General features: G+C 72.0%; 17 protein-coding genes. 8 read left to right on the forward strand and 9 right to left on the reverse strand.

Annotated elements, in window-relative coordinates; genetic code table 11:
• Positions 1–231 precede the first annotated feature (231 nt).
• A complete protein-coding gene (locus tag ABT095_RS36445; RefSeq protein WP_350533903.1) occupies positions 232–1,728 on the reverse strand; it encodes a recombinase family protein in 1,497 nt (498 codons plus the stop codon).
• Positions 1,729–2,063: 335 nt separating this feature from the next.
• Here ABT095_RS36445 and ABT095_RS36450 point away from each other — a divergent pair, with 335 nt between their 5' ends.
• From ABT095_RS36450 to ABT095_RS36465, 4 genes are all read left to right on the forward strand, one after another.
• Entirely contained in the window at positions 2,064–2,684 is a 621-nt protein-coding gene (locus ABT095_RS36450; RefSeq protein ID WP_350533904.1) for a dihydrofolate reductase family protein, read from the forward strand.
• 114 nt (positions 2,685–2,798) lie between these two features.
• Positions 2,799–4,109, forward strand: a complete 1,311-nt coding sequence (locus ABT095_RS36455) for a TIM44-like domain-containing protein (RefSeq protein ID WP_350533905.1) — start codon at positions 2,799–2,801, stop codon at positions 4,107–4,109.
• Between the two features lie 81 nt (positions 4,110–4,190).
• Positions 4,191–4,952 (forward strand): arylamine N-acetyltransferase family protein, encoded by a 762-nt coding sequence (locus ABT095_RS36460; protein WP_350533906.1) that lies wholly within the window; start codon positions 4,191–4,193, stop codon positions 4,950–4,952.
• 20 nt (positions 4,953–4,972) lie between these two features.
• A complete protein-coding gene (locus tag ABT095_RS36465) occupies positions 4,973–5,740 on the forward strand; it encodes an arylamine N-acetyltransferase family protein (RefSeq protein ID WP_350533907.1) in 768 nt (255 codons plus the stop codon).
• Here the strand turns inward: ABT095_RS36465 and ABT095_RS36470 are convergent.
• Complete coding sequence (locus tag ABT095_RS36470; protein ID WP_350533908.1) at positions 5,727–6,374, reverse strand: class I SAM-dependent methyltransferase; 648 nt, start codon at positions 6,372–6,374, stop codon at positions 5,727–5,729. The two genes, ABT095_RS36465 and ABT095_RS36470, sit on opposite strands and share 14 nt — an antisense overlap.
• A gap of 76 nt (positions 6,375–6,450) precedes the next feature.
• Here ABT095_RS36470 and ABT095_RS36475 point away from each other — a divergent pair, with 76 nt between their 5' ends.
• The 3 genes from ABT095_RS36475 to ABT095_RS36485 all read left to right on the forward strand — a co-directional run bounded on the left by ABT095_RS36475 (position 6,451) and on the right by ABT095_RS36485 (position 8,857).
• On the forward strand, positions 6,451–6,762 hold the full coding sequence (locus ABT095_RS36475) for an SHOCT domain-containing protein (protein WP_350533909.1): 312 nt from the start codon (positions 6,451–6,453) through the stop codon (positions 6,760–6,762).
• A 115-nt stretch (positions 6,763–6,877) separates the two neighbouring features.
• Positions 6,878–8,359: an SDR family NAD(P)-dependent oxidoreductase gene (locus ABT095_RS36480; RefSeq protein ID WP_350533910.1), complete on the forward strand. Its 1,482-nt coding sequence runs from the start codon at positions 6,878–6,880 to the stop codon at positions 8,357–8,359.
• Between the two features lie 45 nt (positions 8,360–8,404).
• Entirely contained in the window at positions 8,405–8,857 is a 453-nt protein-coding gene (locus ABT095_RS36485) for a nucleotide triphosphate diphosphatase NUDT15 (protein ID WP_350533911.1), read from the forward strand.
• Here the strand turns inward: ABT095_RS36485 and ABT095_RS36490 are convergent.
• From ABT095_RS36490 to ABT095_RS36505, 4 genes are all read right to left on the reverse strand, one after another.
• Entirely contained in the window at positions 8,842–9,900 is a 1,059-nt protein-coding gene (locus tag ABT095_RS36490; protein WP_350533912.1) for an ABC transporter substrate-binding protein, read from the reverse strand. The genes ABT095_RS36485 and ABT095_RS36490 overlap by 16 nt on opposite strands.
• A gap of 102 nt (positions 9,901–10,002) precedes the next feature.
• Complete coding sequence (locus ABT095_RS36495) at positions 10,003–12,222, reverse strand: NADP-dependent isocitrate dehydrogenase (protein WP_350533913.1); 2,220 nt, start codon at positions 12,220–12,222, stop codon at positions 10,003–10,005.
• Between the two features lie 106 nt (positions 12,223–12,328).
• Positions 12,329–13,123: a family 1 encapsulin nanocompartment shell protein gene (locus ABT095_RS36500; RefSeq protein WP_350533914.1), complete on the reverse strand. Its 795-nt coding sequence runs from the start codon at positions 13,121–13,123 to the stop codon at positions 12,329–12,331.
• An 18-nt stretch (positions 13,124–13,141) separates the two neighbouring features.
• A complete protein-coding gene (locus tag ABT095_RS36505; protein WP_350533915.1) occupies positions 13,142–14,221 on the reverse strand; it encodes a Dyp-type peroxidase in 1,080 nt (359 codons plus the stop codon).
• Positions 14,222–14,470: 249 nt separating this feature from the next.
• Here ABT095_RS36505 and ABT095_RS36510 point away from each other — a divergent pair, with 249 nt between their 5' ends.
• Positions 14,471–14,890, forward strand: coding sequence for a VOC family protein (locus ABT095_RS36510; protein WP_350533916.1), 420 nt, complete (start codon positions 14,471–14,473; stop codon positions 14,888–14,890).
• 48 nt (positions 14,891–14,938) lie between these two features.
• Here ABT095_RS36510 and ABT095_RS36515 read toward each other — a convergent pair whose 3' ends face one another.
• From ABT095_RS36515 to ABT095_RS36525, 3 genes are read right to left on the reverse strand one after another with little or no spacing between them, the layout of a single operon-like run.
• Positions 14,939–15,628 carry an NADPH-dependent F420 reductase gene (locus ABT095_RS36515; protein ID WP_350533917.1) on the reverse strand — a complete coding sequence of 230 codons (690 nt, stop codon included), beginning with the start codon at positions 15,626–15,628 and terminating at the stop codon, positions 14,939–14,941.
• A 52-nt stretch (positions 15,629–15,680) separates the two neighbouring features.
• On the reverse strand, positions 15,681–16,502 hold the full coding sequence (locus ABT095_RS36520; protein WP_350533918.1) for an ABC transporter permease subunit: 822 nt from the start codon (positions 16,500–16,502) through the stop codon (positions 15,681–15,683).
• Positions 16,499–17,464: an ABC transporter ATP-binding protein gene (locus ABT095_RS36525; RefSeq protein WP_350533919.1), complete on the reverse strand. Its 966-nt coding sequence runs from the start codon at positions 17,462–17,464 to the stop codon at positions 16,499–16,501. Before ABT095_RS36525 ends, ABT095_RS36520 begins: the two co-directional genes overlap by 4 nt.
• Between the last annotated feature and the right edge of the window lie 32 nt (positions 17,465–17,496).

Consider the following 17,496-nt stretch of genomic DNA (forward strand, 5'->3'; position numbering starts at 1 on the left):
CAGCCTGACCATCCGACTCACCGGATGTCCGTTCCGCTCCGCGAAACGGACGCTGCCACCCTGCCCGGCTGAGGTCCGATTTTCCGTTCAGCATCCCGCTGTCAGCCAGACCTGCCCTCTTGCTGCACCGTTGAGAGTCTCCTCTCACAGTCAGGCCAGGGCATTTGTCGCACCGCCGGCGGCGGAACACCCCGCAGGGCCTTCGACTCTGAGCCCGCGCGAACGCCGCGTTTAGCAGATGCCTTCCGCGTACGCGATGGCGGCCAGGGCGTCCTCCGCAGGTGCGGACGGCCCGAACTGGGCACGCGAGTTGACGGGCGTGTTCTTCGCCTTGGTAGGAGCGGGGTCAACCCATAGTGCAAGCCCATACTCGATCATCAGGGCACCCCGCCGTTCGTCCGAGAGACCGGACCACACCTCGGCAAGAGATCGTCCGGTGCGGTGCTCCTCCCAGTGGGGTTCGACCTGAGGGACCGTCTGAAGAACCTTCCGGCGCTCTACCAGGCGGGCCATCCGTTCCCGATAGTCGTCCTCGTCGTCGTCGAAGAGGCCTACGTCCCGGTCGTCACGGAGGCGCCTGATCGCAGCCCGAACCTCCGACAGCTCGCGGGAGGCATCACTTCCGGGGACCCATCGCCGTTCCACCTCCGGCAAGATGCCGTAGACGACGGGGAACTGCTCTCGCACCCAGTCCGCCACCAGGTCGGCTGGAACGTAGACCGACGGGCTGTGCGAGGCAGTCTCCCGACCCCTGCAGGTGAACGCCCGCAAGCCCGTCCCCGAGACCCACTGCTTGAGATTGCCGCCGCATACCGAGCACTTCAGGCAACCGGACAGCCAGTGCGAGGCGGCCGGTGCTTTACGGGGGCCCTGCTCGAGTTCGGCCAGGCATGTCTGGAGAGCGTCCCACTCATCACGGCTGAAGACCGGGTCCCAGACAAGCACAGACAGCCCGTCATCATTCGTCTGCACTGTTCCGCCGGGAACCGGTCGATGGCCGAGCATCGTGGGTGAAGCGAGAATCCGCTTCAGCGAGACTCCTCGCCACTGCGCGGCCTCGGCCTTCGCCAACCCCTTGAGTACGGCGCCACGCTGTCGGCTCGTCGGTTCTTTACGGTCGTTCAGTCGCCGGGCACACTCCGCCATGGTCGCTCCTTCGAGAACCCAGAGCAGCACCTCCCGAAGTACCCCGACCGCGTGAGTGTCCCGCACCAGCACCCGACCCTTGCCGCTCGGGTGGTCGGCCACAGTGAGGCCGTAAGGGATACGCCCGCCGTGGAAGCGGTTCTCCTCCTTCGCCTTCCGCATCGAGTCTGCGACCCGCGCCTTGATCATCTCGCGTTCCAACTCAGCGAAGACTGCGATCATCTGAGCCATCGCTCGACCGGTCGGGCCCGTCATGTCGATGGGCTCGGTCGCCGACACCAAGGCGACTCCGTGCTTGTCCAACTCCTTGACGATCTCGGCGAAGCCCAGGAAGGACCGGGCGATCCGGTCGATCTTCCAGACCATCACCGCGTCCATCCCTGAGAGTTGCTGGAGCAGCTCCTTCATCGCGGGGCGGTCCATCGGCGGGAGTGCCCCGGAGACACCCTCGTCGACGAAGGCGCCAACCACTCGCCCGCCGCGGCGCTTCACTTCCGCCCGGGCGGCTTCGTCCTGACGCTCGATCGACGTGCTCGCCTCGGTGGCTCGCGAGAGCCGCTCGTACAACCCGTACCTGTCCAACGTTCGAACCCCCAGCCTCACATGACTGTCAATTAGAATTCTACGTCAGGTCGTACGCGGGCTTGAGGTCGTTCAGGAAGCGCATGAAAAGGGCTCTCTGGCTGGGAGAAAGGTACACCTCGGGCGCGGTTGCGGCGGTGCCGCGGGGCGCACTCGGGCGCCCCGCACCCAACCGTCAATCCTTACGGATACCCAGGTCGAAAGCCAGTTCACGCCCCAACCTTGAAGATCCGCACAAGGGTGGTCCACCCCCCGCCGACCAGCCCTGTAGGAACCTCCAAACCATGGCGTGGCGGAACCGGGCTCCCGGCGCCGGCGGGGCCACCATGGCTGCCATGGGCCTCATCCACCTCGAGCTGTTCACCACCCTCGACCTGGTCGGGCAGGCGCCCGGCGGTCCGGACGAGGACCCGGCGGGCTTCCCGTTCGGGGGCTGGCAGGCACCCCTGATCGAGGAGGTCACCGGGGCGCAGATCGCTGCCGCCTACGAGGGGACGGACGCCCTCCTGCTCGGCCGGCGGACGTACGACATCTTCGCCGGCTACTGGCCGCAGGCCGGGGACAGCCCCTTCGCCGAGCTCTTCAACCGGATCCCGAAGTACGTGGCCTCGCGCGGCACGCCCGACCTCGGCTGGGCGCGGTCCACCCGGCTCGGGCCGGATCTGCGCGCCGCGGTGGGCGAGCTGCGCGAGCGGCACGAGCACGTACGGGTCGTCGGGAGCCTCGACCTGGTGCAGACCCTCCTGAGCGAGAAGCTGTTCGACCGCCTCGACCTCTGGGTCCACCCCATCGTGCTCGGCATCGGCAAGAAGGTGTTCGACACCGGCGCCGTCCCCACCAACCTCACCCTGCTCGAACCGCCCGCCGCGAGCCCCGTCGGCACCGTCTTCCTGCGCTACGCACTGGCCGAGGGAACCCCCGCCACCGGAGACATGAGCGCGCCCGACCGGCGCTGACCGTGAGCCCCGCAGCTCGGCCTCGAAGGGCAGGTGACCGGGCTTGTAGGCTGCCGGGAAACAGTTCTGACTTCTTTGGGGATGGCCCGGGTGCGTGTCGGTCGGTTGATGGGTGTGGCCGCTGGAGTCGTCGCGCTGAGCAGCCCGGGCGTCGCGTACGCCCGTGGTGGGGGCGGCAGTCACGGGTTCAGCGGGGGCGGGGGCAGCCACGGTGGCGGGTCCCACGGGTCCACCGGCGGGGGCTCCGGTCACGGGTTCGGCGGGTTCGGCGGCGGCTACGGCGGCGGCGGGATCCTGGTGCTGGTGATCGTGGCGCTCGTGCTGCTGCTGATCCTGTGGCTCTGGTCCCGTCGGCGGAAGGCGGCCGGGGCGGACGGTCTGAACACGGCGTCGGACGGCGCCGCACACCGCGCGGACGAGCAGGCCCGCGAGCGCGCCGCCCGGATAGGGGCCCGGGTCGATGCGCTCGCCGACACCGACGCGAGCTTCGACCGCGCGGCGCTCGAAAGCCGCGCGGCCTCGCTGTACGTGACGGCCCAACGCGCCTGGACGGAGAACGATCACGCCACTCTGCAGAACATCCTGTCCCCGGTGCTCTACGGCAAGTGGGCCGACGAGTTGCGCGACTACGAGTCGCGCGGCGAGGTCAACGTCGTGGAGATCACCTCGGGCCCGGTGGTCGAGCTGGTCAACGTGGCCAACCGCGCGGGCGAGCTGAACGACACCGTCACCTTCCGCATCACCGCGACGCTCAACGACTACGTGCGCTCCGACGGCGGCCCGGACGCCGTGCGGAAGGACGGATCCACGCGCCCGGTCGAGTACTGGACGCTGCGCAAGAGCGCGGCCGGCGAGTGGATCGTGTCCTCGGTGGAGCAGGCCGCCGAGGGGGCGCACCACCTGACCGACGCCATCGAGACGGACGGCTGGGACCAGAAGGAGGTCGCCCGCGAGGCGGTGCTCGAGGTCGCCGGGAAGACCGCGGTCACGGGTGGCGTGAGCGACATCCTGTCGCTCACCAACATCTCCTGGAGCACGGACGCCGACGCCGCCGTCGGCGATCTGAGCGTGCTCGACGGGCGGTTCGACCGGTCGGTGCTCGAGGTCGCGATCGAGCGGTTCCTCGAGGAGTGGGTCATGAACGACGGCAGCCTGGACTTCACCCCCGTCCGCACAGCCAATCGAACCGTCATGCGCAACGCCGCCGTCACCTCGGTCAAGGTGAGCTCGCTTCTCTCGCGCGACCCGATCGCCTTCCGCGTCGCGGCCGACGCCGAGGGCGTCTACTACGAGGTCGACCGCCGGACCGAGCAGGTGCTCCAGGGCGACGCACACCGGCGCCGGCCGATCACCCTCACCTTCGACCTGCGGCTGGACGACGCGACGGCCGGCACCTGGACCGTGGTCGCCGCCAACGCGGCGTAGCGGCACCGGCCGCCCGGTTCACCCGCACCAAGACCGCAGCAGGACCGCAGCAGGACCGCAGCACGGAACGAGGACCAGCAGATGGACGCCACCAGGGCGACGGAGTACCTGGCCAGGATCGGGGCCGAACGGCCGGAGCGGGCGGATCTGGCCGGGCTGCGGCGGCTGCAGGAGGCGCATCTGCTGGCCGTGCCGTTCGAGAATCTGAGCATCCATCTGGACGAGCCGGTCTCGCTGGCGGAGGACCAGCTGCTGGCCAAGATCGTGGACCGGCGGCGCGGCGGCTTCTGCTACGAGCTCAACGGGGCGTTCGCCGCGCTGCTCACCGCGCTCGGGTACCAGGTCGAACTGCTCAGCGCCCGGGTGCTGGACGGGGCGAAGCCCAGCGCGCCGTTCGACCATCTGGCGCTTCGGGTCCGGCTGGACGAGCCCTGGCTGGTCGACGTCGGCTTCGGCCGGTTCGCCCGGCAGCCGCTGCGGCTGGACGACCGCCGGCCCCAGCAGGATCCTGCCGGGAGCTTCACCGTAAGCGAGCGCCCGAACGGCGAGCTGGACGTCGCGATGAACGGCGAGGCGCAGTACCGGCTGGACCAACGCCCGTACGAGCTACGGGACTTCGTGCCCACCTGCTGGTACCAGACCACCTCGCCCGACTCCCACTTCACCAAGGGCCCGACCTGCTCCCTCCCCACCCCCGAGGGCGGCCGGATCACCCTGGGCGGCACCCGCCTGATCGCCACCGACCCGGCCGGCACCCGCACCGAGACCGAGCTGACCCCGGCCGAGGCCCTCGCCGCGTACCGGCAGCACTTCGGCTTCACCCTCGACCGCCTCCCCGGCTGACCCCTCGGAAAGAGCAGCAGATGGACGACGCGCGGGCGGCGCAGTACCTCGCCAGGATCGGAGCCGAGCGGCCCGCGCGACCGGATCTCGCGGGGCTGCGGCGGCTCCATGAGGCACACCTGCTCGCCGTCCCGTTCGAGTGCCTGAGCATCGAACTCGGCGAGCCGGTCTCGCTGGCGGAGGAGCAACTCCTCGCCAAGATCGTGGACCGGCGGCGCGGCGGCTTCTGCTACGAGGTCAACGGGGCGTTCGCGGCGCTGCTCACCGCGCTCGGGTACCAGGTCGAACTGCTCAGCGCCCGGGTGTTCTTCGACGAGAAGCTCGGGCCGCCGTTCGACCACCTGGCGCTGCGGGTGCGGTTGGACGAGCCCTGGCTGGTCGACGTCGGCTTCGGCCGCTTCACCCGCCACCCCCTGCGGCTGAACGACCGCGAACCGCAGGCCGACCCGGTCGGCACCTGCACGATCAGCGAGCGCCCCGACGGCGACCTGGACATTCACCGGGACGGCGTACTGCAGTACCAGCTCGACCAACGCCCTTACCGGCTCGAGGACTTCGCCCCCACCTGCTGGTGGCAGACCACCTCCCCCGACTCCACCTTCGCCGGCGCCCCCTCCTGCTCCCTCCCGACCCCCGACGGCGGCTGGATCACCCTGCGCGGCACCCTCCTGATCACCACCGACCCCGCCGGCGCCCGCACCCAGGCCGAGCTCACCACCGCCGAAGCCCTCGCCGCCTACCCCCGGTACTTCGGCTTCACCCTCGACCGCGCCCCTACCGGGCCCTGACCAGCAGCTGCACGCCCTGCGCGCCGTGGCCGTTCATCGTCGCCACCTCGACCCGCCGCTCCCGGACCAGCTCGAACCCACCGAGCAGCGAACGGAGTTCGTCGATCGAGTGGTGCCGGCAGACCGCGCCGTCGCTGGTCTCGAAGACTCCGTAGGGCGTGCCGTGCGCATCGGCGTACGCGGCGTAGCGGGCCCGGTTGCGCTCGTCCTCCTGGAGCAGCAGGTCGCTCACGTAGAGCAGCCCGCCGGGGGCCAGCAGCCGGGCGGTCTCGGCGATCAGCTCGCGCTGCGCGGCGGCGGAGGGCACGCAGGTGAGCACCGCGAAGAGCAGGACCAGGTCGTAGCTCCCGTCCGGGCGCGGCACGGCGGGCGGGTCGGTCAGCACGTCGAAGGCGAGGTCCGGCCGGAGGGCTCGGCCGCGGGCGACCAGGGCCGGAGCGAGGTCGACCCCGGCGAGCTCGGTGAAGCCGTGGTCGGCGAGCGAGGCCATCACCCGGCCGTAGCCGCAGCCGTAGTCGAGCACCCTGGCCGCCCGGCTCACCCCGGCCAGCCACTCGTGCTCCACGGGGTGGGTGAAGGTCTTCGCCGCCCCCGCGCCGTCCCAGTACGCCAGCTGCCGTCCAAGATCGCCCATACTCGCGCAGCATAGCGGCCTCTCTTAGCCGACTCTCATCCCACGGTGGGAAGGTAGAAGGCGGAGGCGAGTGAGGATGAGACATTTCCACCAGTTCGGTCCTCACCACGGCGGGTGGGTCTGGGTGCTGTCGGGGATCACCCTGATCCTGCTCTGCCTGGTGCTGATCGCGGTGCTGATCACACTGGTGCGCTTCTGGTCGCACCGCCCGGGGAGCCACCACTACGGCCCCCCGAAGCCCACCGGCTGGCAGCCGCCGGCGCAGCCGCCCGGCGCGCCCCAGGACCCGGCCAAGCTGCTCGCGGACCGGCTCGCCCGGGGCGAGATCGATCCCGAGGACTACCGGCAGCGGCTCGCCGCACTGCAGGAGCCGCCACCCGGTAGATGACGATTGAGACCCATATCTCCCGGTGCAGCCACCGGCAGAGTTTGGGCCCGCCGCCCGGCACTCCGTACAGTTCGTCCTTGGACCACGCAGGGCGGACGAGGAAGCAGCGGCGAGCATGACGGAGCAGGACACCCCGGCGGAGCAGATCGAGTACGGCCCGGGCATCGCGCCCGAGCGGCTGGAGCTCCTGCTCGCCGTGCTCGCCGAGCTGGACGAGCTGGAGGTCGACCACCCGGACGCGATCAAGGTCCGGATGGCGGTCGGCGGCATCTTCCGCACGCTCAAGCAGCGCCGCCGCCAGGAGACCCGCGCCCGCAAGACGGCCAACGACCGCGCCGTCACGGCCGCCACCGCGACCGGCGCCCCCGGGCGGATCGACGACGAGACGGCCGGGGTGTTCGGCCTGACCACCGCCACCACCACCGAGATCGCCGGGATACTGGAGCGCCCGCGCTCCTGCTACACCTGCAAGACCCGGTACGTGCAGGTGGACGCGTTCTACCACCAGCTCTGCCCGCCGTGCGCCAAGGACAACCGCAGCCGCCGCGACGCCTCGGTGGACCTCACCGGCCGCCGCGCGCTGCTCACCGGCGGCCGGGCCAAGATCGGGATGTACATCGCGCTGCGCCTGCTGCGCGACGGCGCGCACACCACCATCACGACCCGCTTCCCCAAGGACGCCATCCGCCGCTTCAAGGCGATGCCGGACAGCGCCGAGTGGCTGCACCGCCTGAAGATCGTCGGGATCGACCTGCGCGACCCGGCCCAGGTGGTCGCCCTCGCCGACTCGGTCGCCGCCGAGGGCCCGCTGGACATCCTGATCAACAACGCCGCGCAGACCGTGCGCCGCTCCCCGCAGGCCTACAGCGAGCTGGTCGCCGCCGAGCAGGCGCCGCTGCCCGCCGGTGAGCTGCCCGCCTCCGAGGTGTTCGGCAGCTTCGGCAGCGGCAGCGTGGACCGCCCGATGCTGCCCGGCCAGCCCTCCGGCACCCACGAGGCGCTCACCGCCGACGACGTGGCCGCGCTCGCCCTGGTCACCGGCTCGGCCTCCCCGGCCCGGATTGAGGCCGGTACGGCGATCGACGCGGGCGGTCTGGTGCCCGACCTGCACGACACCAACACCTGGGTGCAGACCGTCGGCGAGGTCGACCCGATCGAGCTGCTCGAAGTCCAGCTCTGCAACGTCACCGCGCCGTTCGTGCTGGTCAGCCGGCTGCGCCCGGCGCTCGCGGCGGCCAAGGCCCGGCGCAAGTACGTGGTGAACGTCTCTGCGATGGAGGGCCAGTTCAGCCGCGCGTACAAGGGCGCCGGCCACCCGCACACCAACATGGCCAAGGCCGCGCTCAACATGCTCACCCGCACCTCCGCCAAGGAGATGCTGGAGACCGACGGCATCCTGATGACCGCCGTGGACACCGGCTGGATCACCGACGAGCGCCCGCACCCGGACAAGATGCGCCTGGCCGAGGAGGGCTTCCACGCCCCGCTCGACCTGGTCGACGGCGCGGCCCGGGTCTACGACCCGATCGTGCAGGGCGAGCTGGGCCAGGACCTGTACGGCTGCTTCCTCAAGGACTTCAAGCCCTCCGCCTGGTGACCACTGGTAACCTCCGGTGACACCCACTCGCCGGAGGTTGCCGCCGTGACTGCTCTGATCGGTGCAGGCGTGATCGTCCCCAGCACCGACGGCCGCCACGTCCTGATCGGCCGCCGCACCACGGCGGGCGAGCCGCCCACCTGGAGCCTGCCGGGCGGCAAGGTGGACCACCCGGGCGAGTCCTTCGAGCAGGCCGCCGCCCGGGAGCTGGCCGAGGAGACCGGGCTGAGGCTGCCCGCCGAGCGGATGCGCGTCCTCGCCGTGCTGCTCGACCACACCCTCGGCCATCCCCGCCTGACCGCCGCCGTGCTGGCCCCGCCGAGCGACGACCCGGCGCGCAACCTCGAGCCGCACGCCTGCGCGGGCTGGGAGCGCGTGCCGGTCGACGCGCTCCCCACCCCGATGTTCCTGCCCTCCGGCCTGGTGCTGGCCTCCTGGCTGCCCGAGGCCGAGCAGCGGTTCCCGCTCGGCGAGGCCTTCCGCTACCGGACGGACTGAGCCAGCACCCGGAAGCGGCCGGAATCCACCGGATCCCGGTCGGCCACCTGGATCGGCGCCCAGGCCCACTGCCAGACACCGATGCCGGGCACCCGGTCGAACCGGATCTCCCCGCGCGTGCCCGCCACCGCGACGTCCGCCCACGTCAGGCCGGAGCGCAGCAGCTCCGCGAGGACGAGCACGGAGTCGTAGCCCTCGAAGGCCACGAAGGAGGGCGCCCGCCCCAGCCGCTCGCGCAGCGCCGCCTCGACCCGCGAACCGAGCGGCCCGAAATGCTCGGGCAGATAGCGCAGGAACGGTACGGCGGCCCCCGTCTCGCCCAGCAGCTCCGCCCACTCGGGGAGCTCGGGCTGCCCGGCCGGGGCCCCGATCAGCAGGCCCGCCAGCCGCTCGTCCGCCCGCACGGCCCGGACCACCGGCACCGCCGGCTCCGGGTGGCCGGCCAGGACCAGCAGGGCCGTCGCGCCGGACGCCACCAGGGCGTCGCACAGCCCCTCGGAGACCTCCAGCTCGACCACCTCGTCCAGGTGCTCGCGCAGGATGCCGATCCCGGCGGCCCAGTAGACGCTCGGCTGGACGGCCACGGCCACCCGCCGGTGGCCCGCACCGAGCAGGTACTCGGCGTACAGCCGCCAGCCCCGGGACTGCGCCGGGGCGATCCGGGCCACCCAGTCCGTCGGCCGGTCGGTGAGCGCGTCGAGCACGGCCGAGGAGCACAGGTAGGGCAGGCCCAGGGCGTCCGCCCGCGCGGCGACGTGCCGGGCGACCACGCTGTGGTACTCCCCCGCGAGCGCCGCCACCCCGAGCCCGGCCAGCTCGGCCACGGCCGCCTCGGCCCGCTGCGGGTCGGCAGCGGTGTCCCGGACCAGCAGCTCCAGCGGCCGGCCGCCGGCCCCGCCGCTCTCGTTGACCTCCCGGACGGCCAGTTCGAGACCGGCCAGCAGGTCGTGCCCGGCCTCGGCCCAGCCGGGGCGGGTGAGCGGGGCGAGGGCGCCGATGCGGACCGACAGTCCGTCAGGGCCAGGTGACACGGGCGCAGTCATGGTGATCATGCTGGACATTGCAACCGGCACGGGAGACGCCGGTCAACCGAGAAATCCCCGGGCTCCAGCGGGAGCCCGGGGATTTCGTCAGTGCCGCAAGGTTCAGGCCAGGGTGGCCAGCGCCTCGTTCAGCGTCGCGGACGGACGCATCGCGGCGGACGCCTTGGCGACGACCGGCTGGTAGTACCCGCCGAGGTCGACCGGGGAGCCCTGGACGGCGATGAGCTCGGCCACGATGGTCTGCTCCTGCTCGGCCAGGGTCTTGGCCAGGCCGGTGAAGGCCGCCGCCAGCTCGGCGTCGACGGTCTGGGCGGCCAGCTCCTGGGCCCAGTACATGGCCAGGTAGAAGTGGCTGCCACGGTTGTCGATGCCGCCGAGCTTGCGGCTCGGCGACTTGTCCTCGTTGAGGAAGGTGCCGGTGGCGCGGTCCAGCGTGTCGGCCAGCACCTGGGCGCGGGCGTTGCCGGTGGTGGTGGCCAGGTGCTCGAAGGAGGCGGCCAGCGCGAAGAACTCGCCCAGGCTGTCCCAGCGCAGGTAGTTCTCCTTGACCAGCTGCTGCACGTGCTTGGGGGCCGAGCCGCCCGCGCCCGTCTCGAACAGACCGCCGCCGTTCATCAGCGGGACGACCGAGAGCATCTTGGCGCTGGTGCCCAGCTCCAGGATCGGGAACAGGTCGGTCAGGTAGTCACGCAGCACGTTGCCGGTCACCGAGATGGTGTCCTCGCCGCGGCGGATGCGCTCCAGCGAGTAGGCGGTGGCCTTCTCGGGGGACATGATCTCGATGGTCAGGCCCTCCGTGTCGTGCTCCGGGAGGTACTGCTTGATCTTCTCGATCAGGACGGCGTCGTGGGCGCGGTCCTCGTCCAGCCAGAACACGGCCGGGACGCCGGTGGCGCGGGCACGGGTGACGGCCAGCTTGACCCAGTCGCGGATCGGCGCGTCCTTGGTCTGGCAGGAGCGGAAGATGTCACCGGCGCTGACCGGCTGCTCCAGGACCACGTTGCCCGCGGCGTCGACCAGGCGGACGGTGCCGTCGGCCGGGATCTCGAAGGTCTTGTCGTGGCTGCCGTACTCCTCGGCGGCCTGGGCCATCAGGCCGACGTTCGGGACGGAGCCCATGGTCGCCGGGTCGAAGGCGCCGTGCTCGCGGCAGTTGTCGATGACGACCTGGTAGACGCCCGCGTAGGAGCTGTCCGGCAGGACGGCCAGGGTGTCGGCCTCCTTGCCGTCCGGGCCCCACATGTGGCCGGAGGTGCGGATCATGGCCGGCATCGAGGCGTCGACGATGACGTCGGACGGCACGTGCAGGTTGGTGATGCCCTTGTCCGAGTCGACCATCGCCAGGGCCGGGCCCTCGGCGAGCTCGGCGTCGAAGGAGGCCTTGATCTCCGCACCCTCGGCGAGCTTGTCCAGCCCGCCCAGGATGCCGCCGAGGCCGTTGTTCGGGTTGAGACCCGCGCCGGCCAGCACCTCGCCGTACTTGGCGAAGGTCTTCGGGAAGAAGGCGCGCACGACGTGGCCGAAGATGATCGGGTCCGAGACCTTCATCATGGTGGCCTTGAGGTGCACCGAGAACAGCACGCCCTCGGCCTTGGCCCGGGCGATCTCGGCGGCGAGGAACTCGCGCAGCGGGGCGACGCGCAGCACGGAGGCGTCGACGACCTCACCGGCGAGCACCGGGACCGACTCGCGCAGCACGGTGGTGGTGCCGTCGGTGGCGACGAGCTCGATCTTCAGGCTGCCGGCCTCGGCGACCACGGCGGACTTCTCGGTGTGGCGGAAGTCGTTCACGCCCATGGTGGCGACGTTGGTCTTGGAGTCCGAGACCCAGGCGCCCATGCGGTGCGGGTGGGTCTTGGCGTAGTTCTTCACCGAGAGCGGGGCGCGCCGGTCGGAGTTGCCCTCGCGCAGCACCGGGTTGACGGCGCTGCCCTTGACCTTGTCGTAGCGGGCCTTGACGTCGCGGTCCTCGTCGGTCTGCGGCTCGTCCGGGTAGTCCGGCAGCGCGTAGCCCTGGGCCTGCAGCTCGGCGACGGCCGCCTTCAGCTGCGGGATGGAGGCCGAGATGTTCGGCAGCTTGATGATGTTGGCGCCGGGGGTCTTGGCGAGCTCGCCCAGCTCGGCGAGGGCGTCGGCGATCCGCTGGCCCTCCTCCAGACGCTCCGGGAAGCTGGCGATGATGCGCCCGGCCAGGGAGATGTCACGGGTCTCCACACTGACGCCCGCCGTCGAGGCGTACGCCTGCACCACCGGCAGGAACGAATACGTCGCCAGGGCCGGGGCCTCGTCAGTGTGCGTGTAAATGATGGTCGAGTCAGTCACCGGTACTCCGCCTTCACGTCTACAACGTCTTGATATCAAGATATCTCGTGATCGACCCTGCTCGACACCACCCCCCGCTCCTGAACCACTGAACTCGTGGAACAAGTCAGGTCAGGCTGACCGCCGCCTCCGGCGAATGCAGGCTGAAGGTGAGCGACTGCTGCAGGTAGAGCCGCACCGAGGCCTCGTCGTGGCTCTGGTAGCCGATCGACAGGTCCTGCCCGAGGTGCAGCTCGAAATCCCCGCCCCGGGTCGAGAGCACCACGCCCCCGGTCAGCGCGGGGGCCCACACGATCGGGCCGTCCAGGACCCGGGCGATGTGCTGCCGGATGGGGTAGCCGTGGTCGGAGGTCTCGTTGACGGCGGTGTACGCGTCGGCGCCGAGCAGCAGCGCGTACGGGCCGTCCACCCCGGCCAGGCGCAGCGCGGTGATCGCCCGGCTGACGGCGTCCGGGTAGTCGGCCACCTCGCCGGGCAGCGGCTGGGCGGTGTTGCCGGAGGCGGTGCGGATGCCCTCGACCCGGCCGTCCGGCCAGCCCTCGAAGATGATCCGGTCCTCGGTGAGCGCCATGGTCCGGGCGGCCTCCTTGACCGGCTCCCAGTCGCTGTCGCCCGAGCCGTGCGCCACGTCGTCCACGGCCTCCCGGCTGAGCGTGAACGGGATGCGCAGCTCGGCCACCGGGCGCACCTGGTGCGCCCTGGTCCGCACCCCGGGCTCGGGCGAGGCGACGGTGTGCAGGTGGCCGGTACCGACGGCGGCGAAGGCCGGGCCCTCCGGGCCGGCGGTGTCCACGACGTGCCGGCCGGCGCAGTGCAGCACGAAGGTGCGGCGGGCCTCCTCCTCGATCTCCGCCCAGGCGGCGGAGCTGATCGGGGCGAGGTGGCGGTGCAGGTTGTCCACGAGGGCCTCTCTCTCGGATCAGGTCGCTCTCACCCGGGCGGGGCGGTGGTGGTCCGGTTTGAGGCCGCCGATGCCCAGTGATCCGTTGGCGGTGCGGTGGACCCGGGCCACGTCGGCCGGGGTGACGGTGGGGCGGGGGCGCTGCTCCGGTGCGGGTGTTTCGGGGGCGGGCGGCGGGTCGGCCAGGAAGTCCGCGCTGGGCACGAAGAACAGCGAGCCGGTGACGGCGGTGGAGAAGTCGAGGATGCGGTCGTGCGCGGCCTCGGGTGTACCGAGGAACATCCGGCGCAGCATCTCCTCGGTCACCGCCGGGGTGCGGCAGTAGCCCGCGAAGTAGGTGCCGTACTCGCCCCGGCCGACGGTGCCGAAAGGCATGTTGGCCCGCAGGATCTGCTGCTCCTCGCCGTCCGCGCCCTGCACCTGGTTGACGGCCACGTGCGAGTCGGCGGCCTGCTCCCCCAGCTCCACGTCGGACAGCTTGGTACGGCCGATCACCCGCTCCTGCTGCTCGGTGTTCAGCGTGTCCCAACTCCCCAGGTCGTGCAGGTACTTCTGCACGATCAGGTAGCTGCCGCCGCTGAACGGGCCGTCCTCCGCGCCGACGTGCGCGGCCAGTGCGGCGCGGCGGCCGCCGGGGTTCTCGGTGCCGTCCACGAAACCGAGCAGGTCGCGCTGGTCGAAGTAGGTGAAGCCGTGGGTCTCGTCCACCACCCGGGCCGACCCGGCCAGGCGGCGGGTGCAGAGGGTGGCCAGCTCGAAGCAGAGGTCCATCCGCTCGGCCCGGATGTGCAGGATCACGTCGCCCGGGGTGGCCGGGGCCAGGTGCCGGGGGCCGCGCAGCTCGGCGAAGGGGTGCAGCTCGGCCGGGCGCGGCCCGCCGTACAGGCCGTCCCAGGCGGCCGAGCCGATGCCCGCGACGCAGCTCAGCCGCCCGTCGGGGTGCCGGAAGCCGACCGAGCGGACCAGCCCGTCGAGCTCCGTCAGCAGCTCCCGGACGGCCGGGTGGCCGCCCGGCTCCACCGCGAGCACCAGGAAGACGGCGGCCCGGGTGGGCAGCCCCAGCACCGCCTGCGGCTCCGGGCCCTGTGACTGCGCCACGCTCTCCAAACCGGCTGCTCCGCTCGCTCGGGATCTTGCCCCAAGCCTGCCCGCCCCGGGGCCCGGCCTCCACCCGGCGCCGCCGCAAGTGCCCCGGACGGCCCACCGGGCTCCCTCTGCCGGGCCCCGTTGTCAGTGGGGCCGCATAGCTTGAGAGCGCATCACGTTCGAACGCGCGTCACGTCGGTACGTGCACCACGTTTGAACGTGCATCACCTCACCGACCGACACATCTCTCCGGAGTGCAGCATGATGAAGATCGCCACCGCTCAGCTGTGGGTCCTCGACCAGCAGGAGGCGCTGGACTTCTACACCAAGAAGGTCGGCCTGGAGGTCCGCTCGGACGTCACGATGCCCGAGATGGGTGACTTCCGCTGGCTCACCGTCGGCCCGGCCGGCCAGGAGGACGTGGCGATCGTCCTGATGGCCATCCCCGGCGAGCCGGTCCTCGACGCCGACACGGGCGCCCAGCTGCGCGAGCTCACCGCCAAGGGCGCCACCGGCACGATTTTCCTCACCACCGAGGACATCGACACCGAGTACGCCGAACTCGGCGCCCGTGGTATCGAGTTCACCCAGCCGCTGACCGACATGCCCTACGGCCGCGACTTCGCCTTCCAGGACCCGTCGGGCAACAACGTCCGGGTGGCGCAGCTCGCCCCGATGTAGTCCCGAAGCCGGGCCGGGGGCGGTCTGCCCCCGGCCCGGCTTCGGAGGTCAGCGCTGCGCGGCGGCCAGCGCGGCGCGGATCTTCTCCGCCGGGGCCGGGTGGCCAGGGTCCGCGGCGAAGTTGACGGCGTCGGCCGGGTCCTTCAGGTACGGCAGGCCGTAGGCCGGGGTGTCCGGCTGGAAGCGCCAGCTGTCGGCCAGCGGGCCCGCGTCCACGGCGTCGTAGCCGAGCGCGTCGAGCAGCGCCACGGCCTCGGCCTTGCCGGTCTGGTCGTCCCCCGCGATCGGGAGCGCCGTACGGTCCGGTGAGCCGGCCGGGCGGGCCAGCGCGGCCAGGTGGCCGAAGAAGATGTTGTTGAACGCCTTCACCACCCGGGCGCCCGCCAGGTGCTCCTGCACCAGCTCGCTGCTGGTCGCCTCCCCCGAGTCGAGCCGGGCGATCTGCCCGTCCCGCTGGGGGTAGTAGTTGGTGGTGTCGAGCACGGTCTTGCCCGCGAGCGCGGCGGCCGGGGCCTGTGCGTACGCCTTGAGCGGCACGGTCACCACCACCCAGTCACCCGCGCGGGCCGCCTCCTCGGGCGTCGCCGCCCGGGCCCGGGGGCCGAGCTCCGCGACCAGCTCCGCGAGGGTCTCCGGCCCGCGCGAGTTGCTGAGCACCACGTCGATCCCGGCCGCCACCGCGAGCCGGGCCAGGGTGCCGCCGATGTTTCCACTGCCGATGAGTCCGAGAGTTGCCATGGTGATCACAGTGCACCAGGCGCCGCCGGTATTCCCGTGACCTGTTGGCGTGTCAGGGCGCCAAGTCCCTCCGGCCCAGCAGCCGGAAGGCCACCGCGATCCCCGCCAGGCCGAGGCCGGCCAGTACCGCGAAGGACGCCCAGGGCACCGTACCGTGGGCCAGCGCGTCGCCCGGGGTGTAGTAGTGGAACGGGCTGGCGTACCGCAGCGGGGCCGCCTTCGACCAGGCCAGCGCGGCGAAGTTGACGGCGAAGCCGACCGCGCCGAGGCCGATCGTCACCCCCACCACCTGGGCCCGTCGCCGCCCGACCGCCGACACCGCCAGCGCCGGGCCGGTCAGCCCCAGGGTGAAGGCGAAGCCGAGCACCCCGGCGGCCAGCACCCCGGTCAGCGGGACGGCCTCGTGCAGCCGGGCCGAGGCGGCCACCCCGATCGCGACCACGGCCGTCGCGGCGGCGTTGAGCGCGAGGGAGACCAGCAGCACCGCCGCCGTCCGCTCGGCGAGCAGGCGGTTGCGGGTCACCGGCCTGGTGACGAGCAGTTCGATGGTGCCCTGCTCGACGTCGGCCGCCACGGCGGCCGCCGCGAGGGAGGCCACGGCCGTCAGCTGCAGCGCGATCCAGAACGGGTGCACCAGCCCCGCCCCGAGCAGGCCGGGGTAACTGGCGATCGACACGTCCCCGGTCGACCCGCTGAACGCCTTGAACGCCCCCGGCGGCGTCCGCCCGCCCCCGGCGAAGATCTGCGCGGGCGGCACCGCCGTGGCCACCGCCACGATCACCACCTCGAACAGGACCATCCCGATCAGCAGCGCCACCAGCATCCGGCGCCGCCGGTGCAACGCCAGCCACAGCAGCGGGAACCTGCTCCTCACGACGCCTCCTCCGCTCCGCCGGCCGGCGGAGCCCCGTCCGCCACCTCCTCCACTGCTTCCTCCGCCCGGTAGAGGTCGAGGAAGGCCTCGTCCAGGCCGGCCTCCTCCACCACCACGTCCGCCACCGGGAGCGTCAACAGCCCCCGCAGGGCCGCCACCACCTCGTCCGGCGGGACGAGCAGCACCACCTGGTCACCCTGCCAGCGCGGCGACCACGCCTGTGCCGCGCCCAGCGGGCGGGCGCCCAGGCCGTCGGCGAAGCTCAGCCGGACCCTTCGGGCCCGGGCCTCCCGCAGGGCGGCGACCGTCTGGACCGTCACCAGCTTGCCCGCGCGGATGATCGCCACCCGCTCGCAGCTGCGCTGCACCTCGGGCAGGACGTGGCTGGAGAGCAGCACCGTACGCCCGGCCGCGGTCGCCTCGGTCAGCAGCTGGTAGAAGGTCTCCTGCACCAGCGGGTCGAGCCCCTCGGTCGGCTCGTCCAGCACCACCAGCTCCGGATCGTGCTGCAGCGCCTGCACCAGCCCGAGCTTCTGCTTCATCCCCCGGGAGTACTCCCGCACCGGCCGGTCCAGATCCGCCGGCCGCAGGCCGAGCCGCTCGCACAGGCTCTCCCGCCGGGGCGAGGGCGCCCCCTGCAGATCGCCGAGCAGCCGCAGCGTCTGGCGCCCGGTCAGCTCCGGGTAGAGCCGCAGCTCACCGGGGAGGTACCCGAGCGAAGGCGCGAGCCGCCGGTGGTCCGCCACCGGGTCGAGCCCCAGCACCCGGACCTGCCCCGCGGTCGGGCTCAGCAGCCCCACCAGGCAGCGGATCGTGGTGGTCTTCCCCGCCCCGTTCGGCCCGAGGAACCCGAACACCTCGCCCGCCCGCACCGTGACGTCCAGACCGTCCACACCCACCGTCCGGCCGTACCGCTTGGTGACCCCGCTGAGCTCGATCACCGCACCCGCCGCACCCGCCATCCCGCCTCCTCCGCTACCGTCCCCCCATCCTC

Origin of the sequence: Kitasatospora sp. NPDC002227 (genome assembly GCF_040296285.1) — a bacterium.
Classification (GTDB): Bacteria; Actinomycetota; Actinomycetes; order Streptomycetales; family Streptomycetaceae; genus Kitasatospora.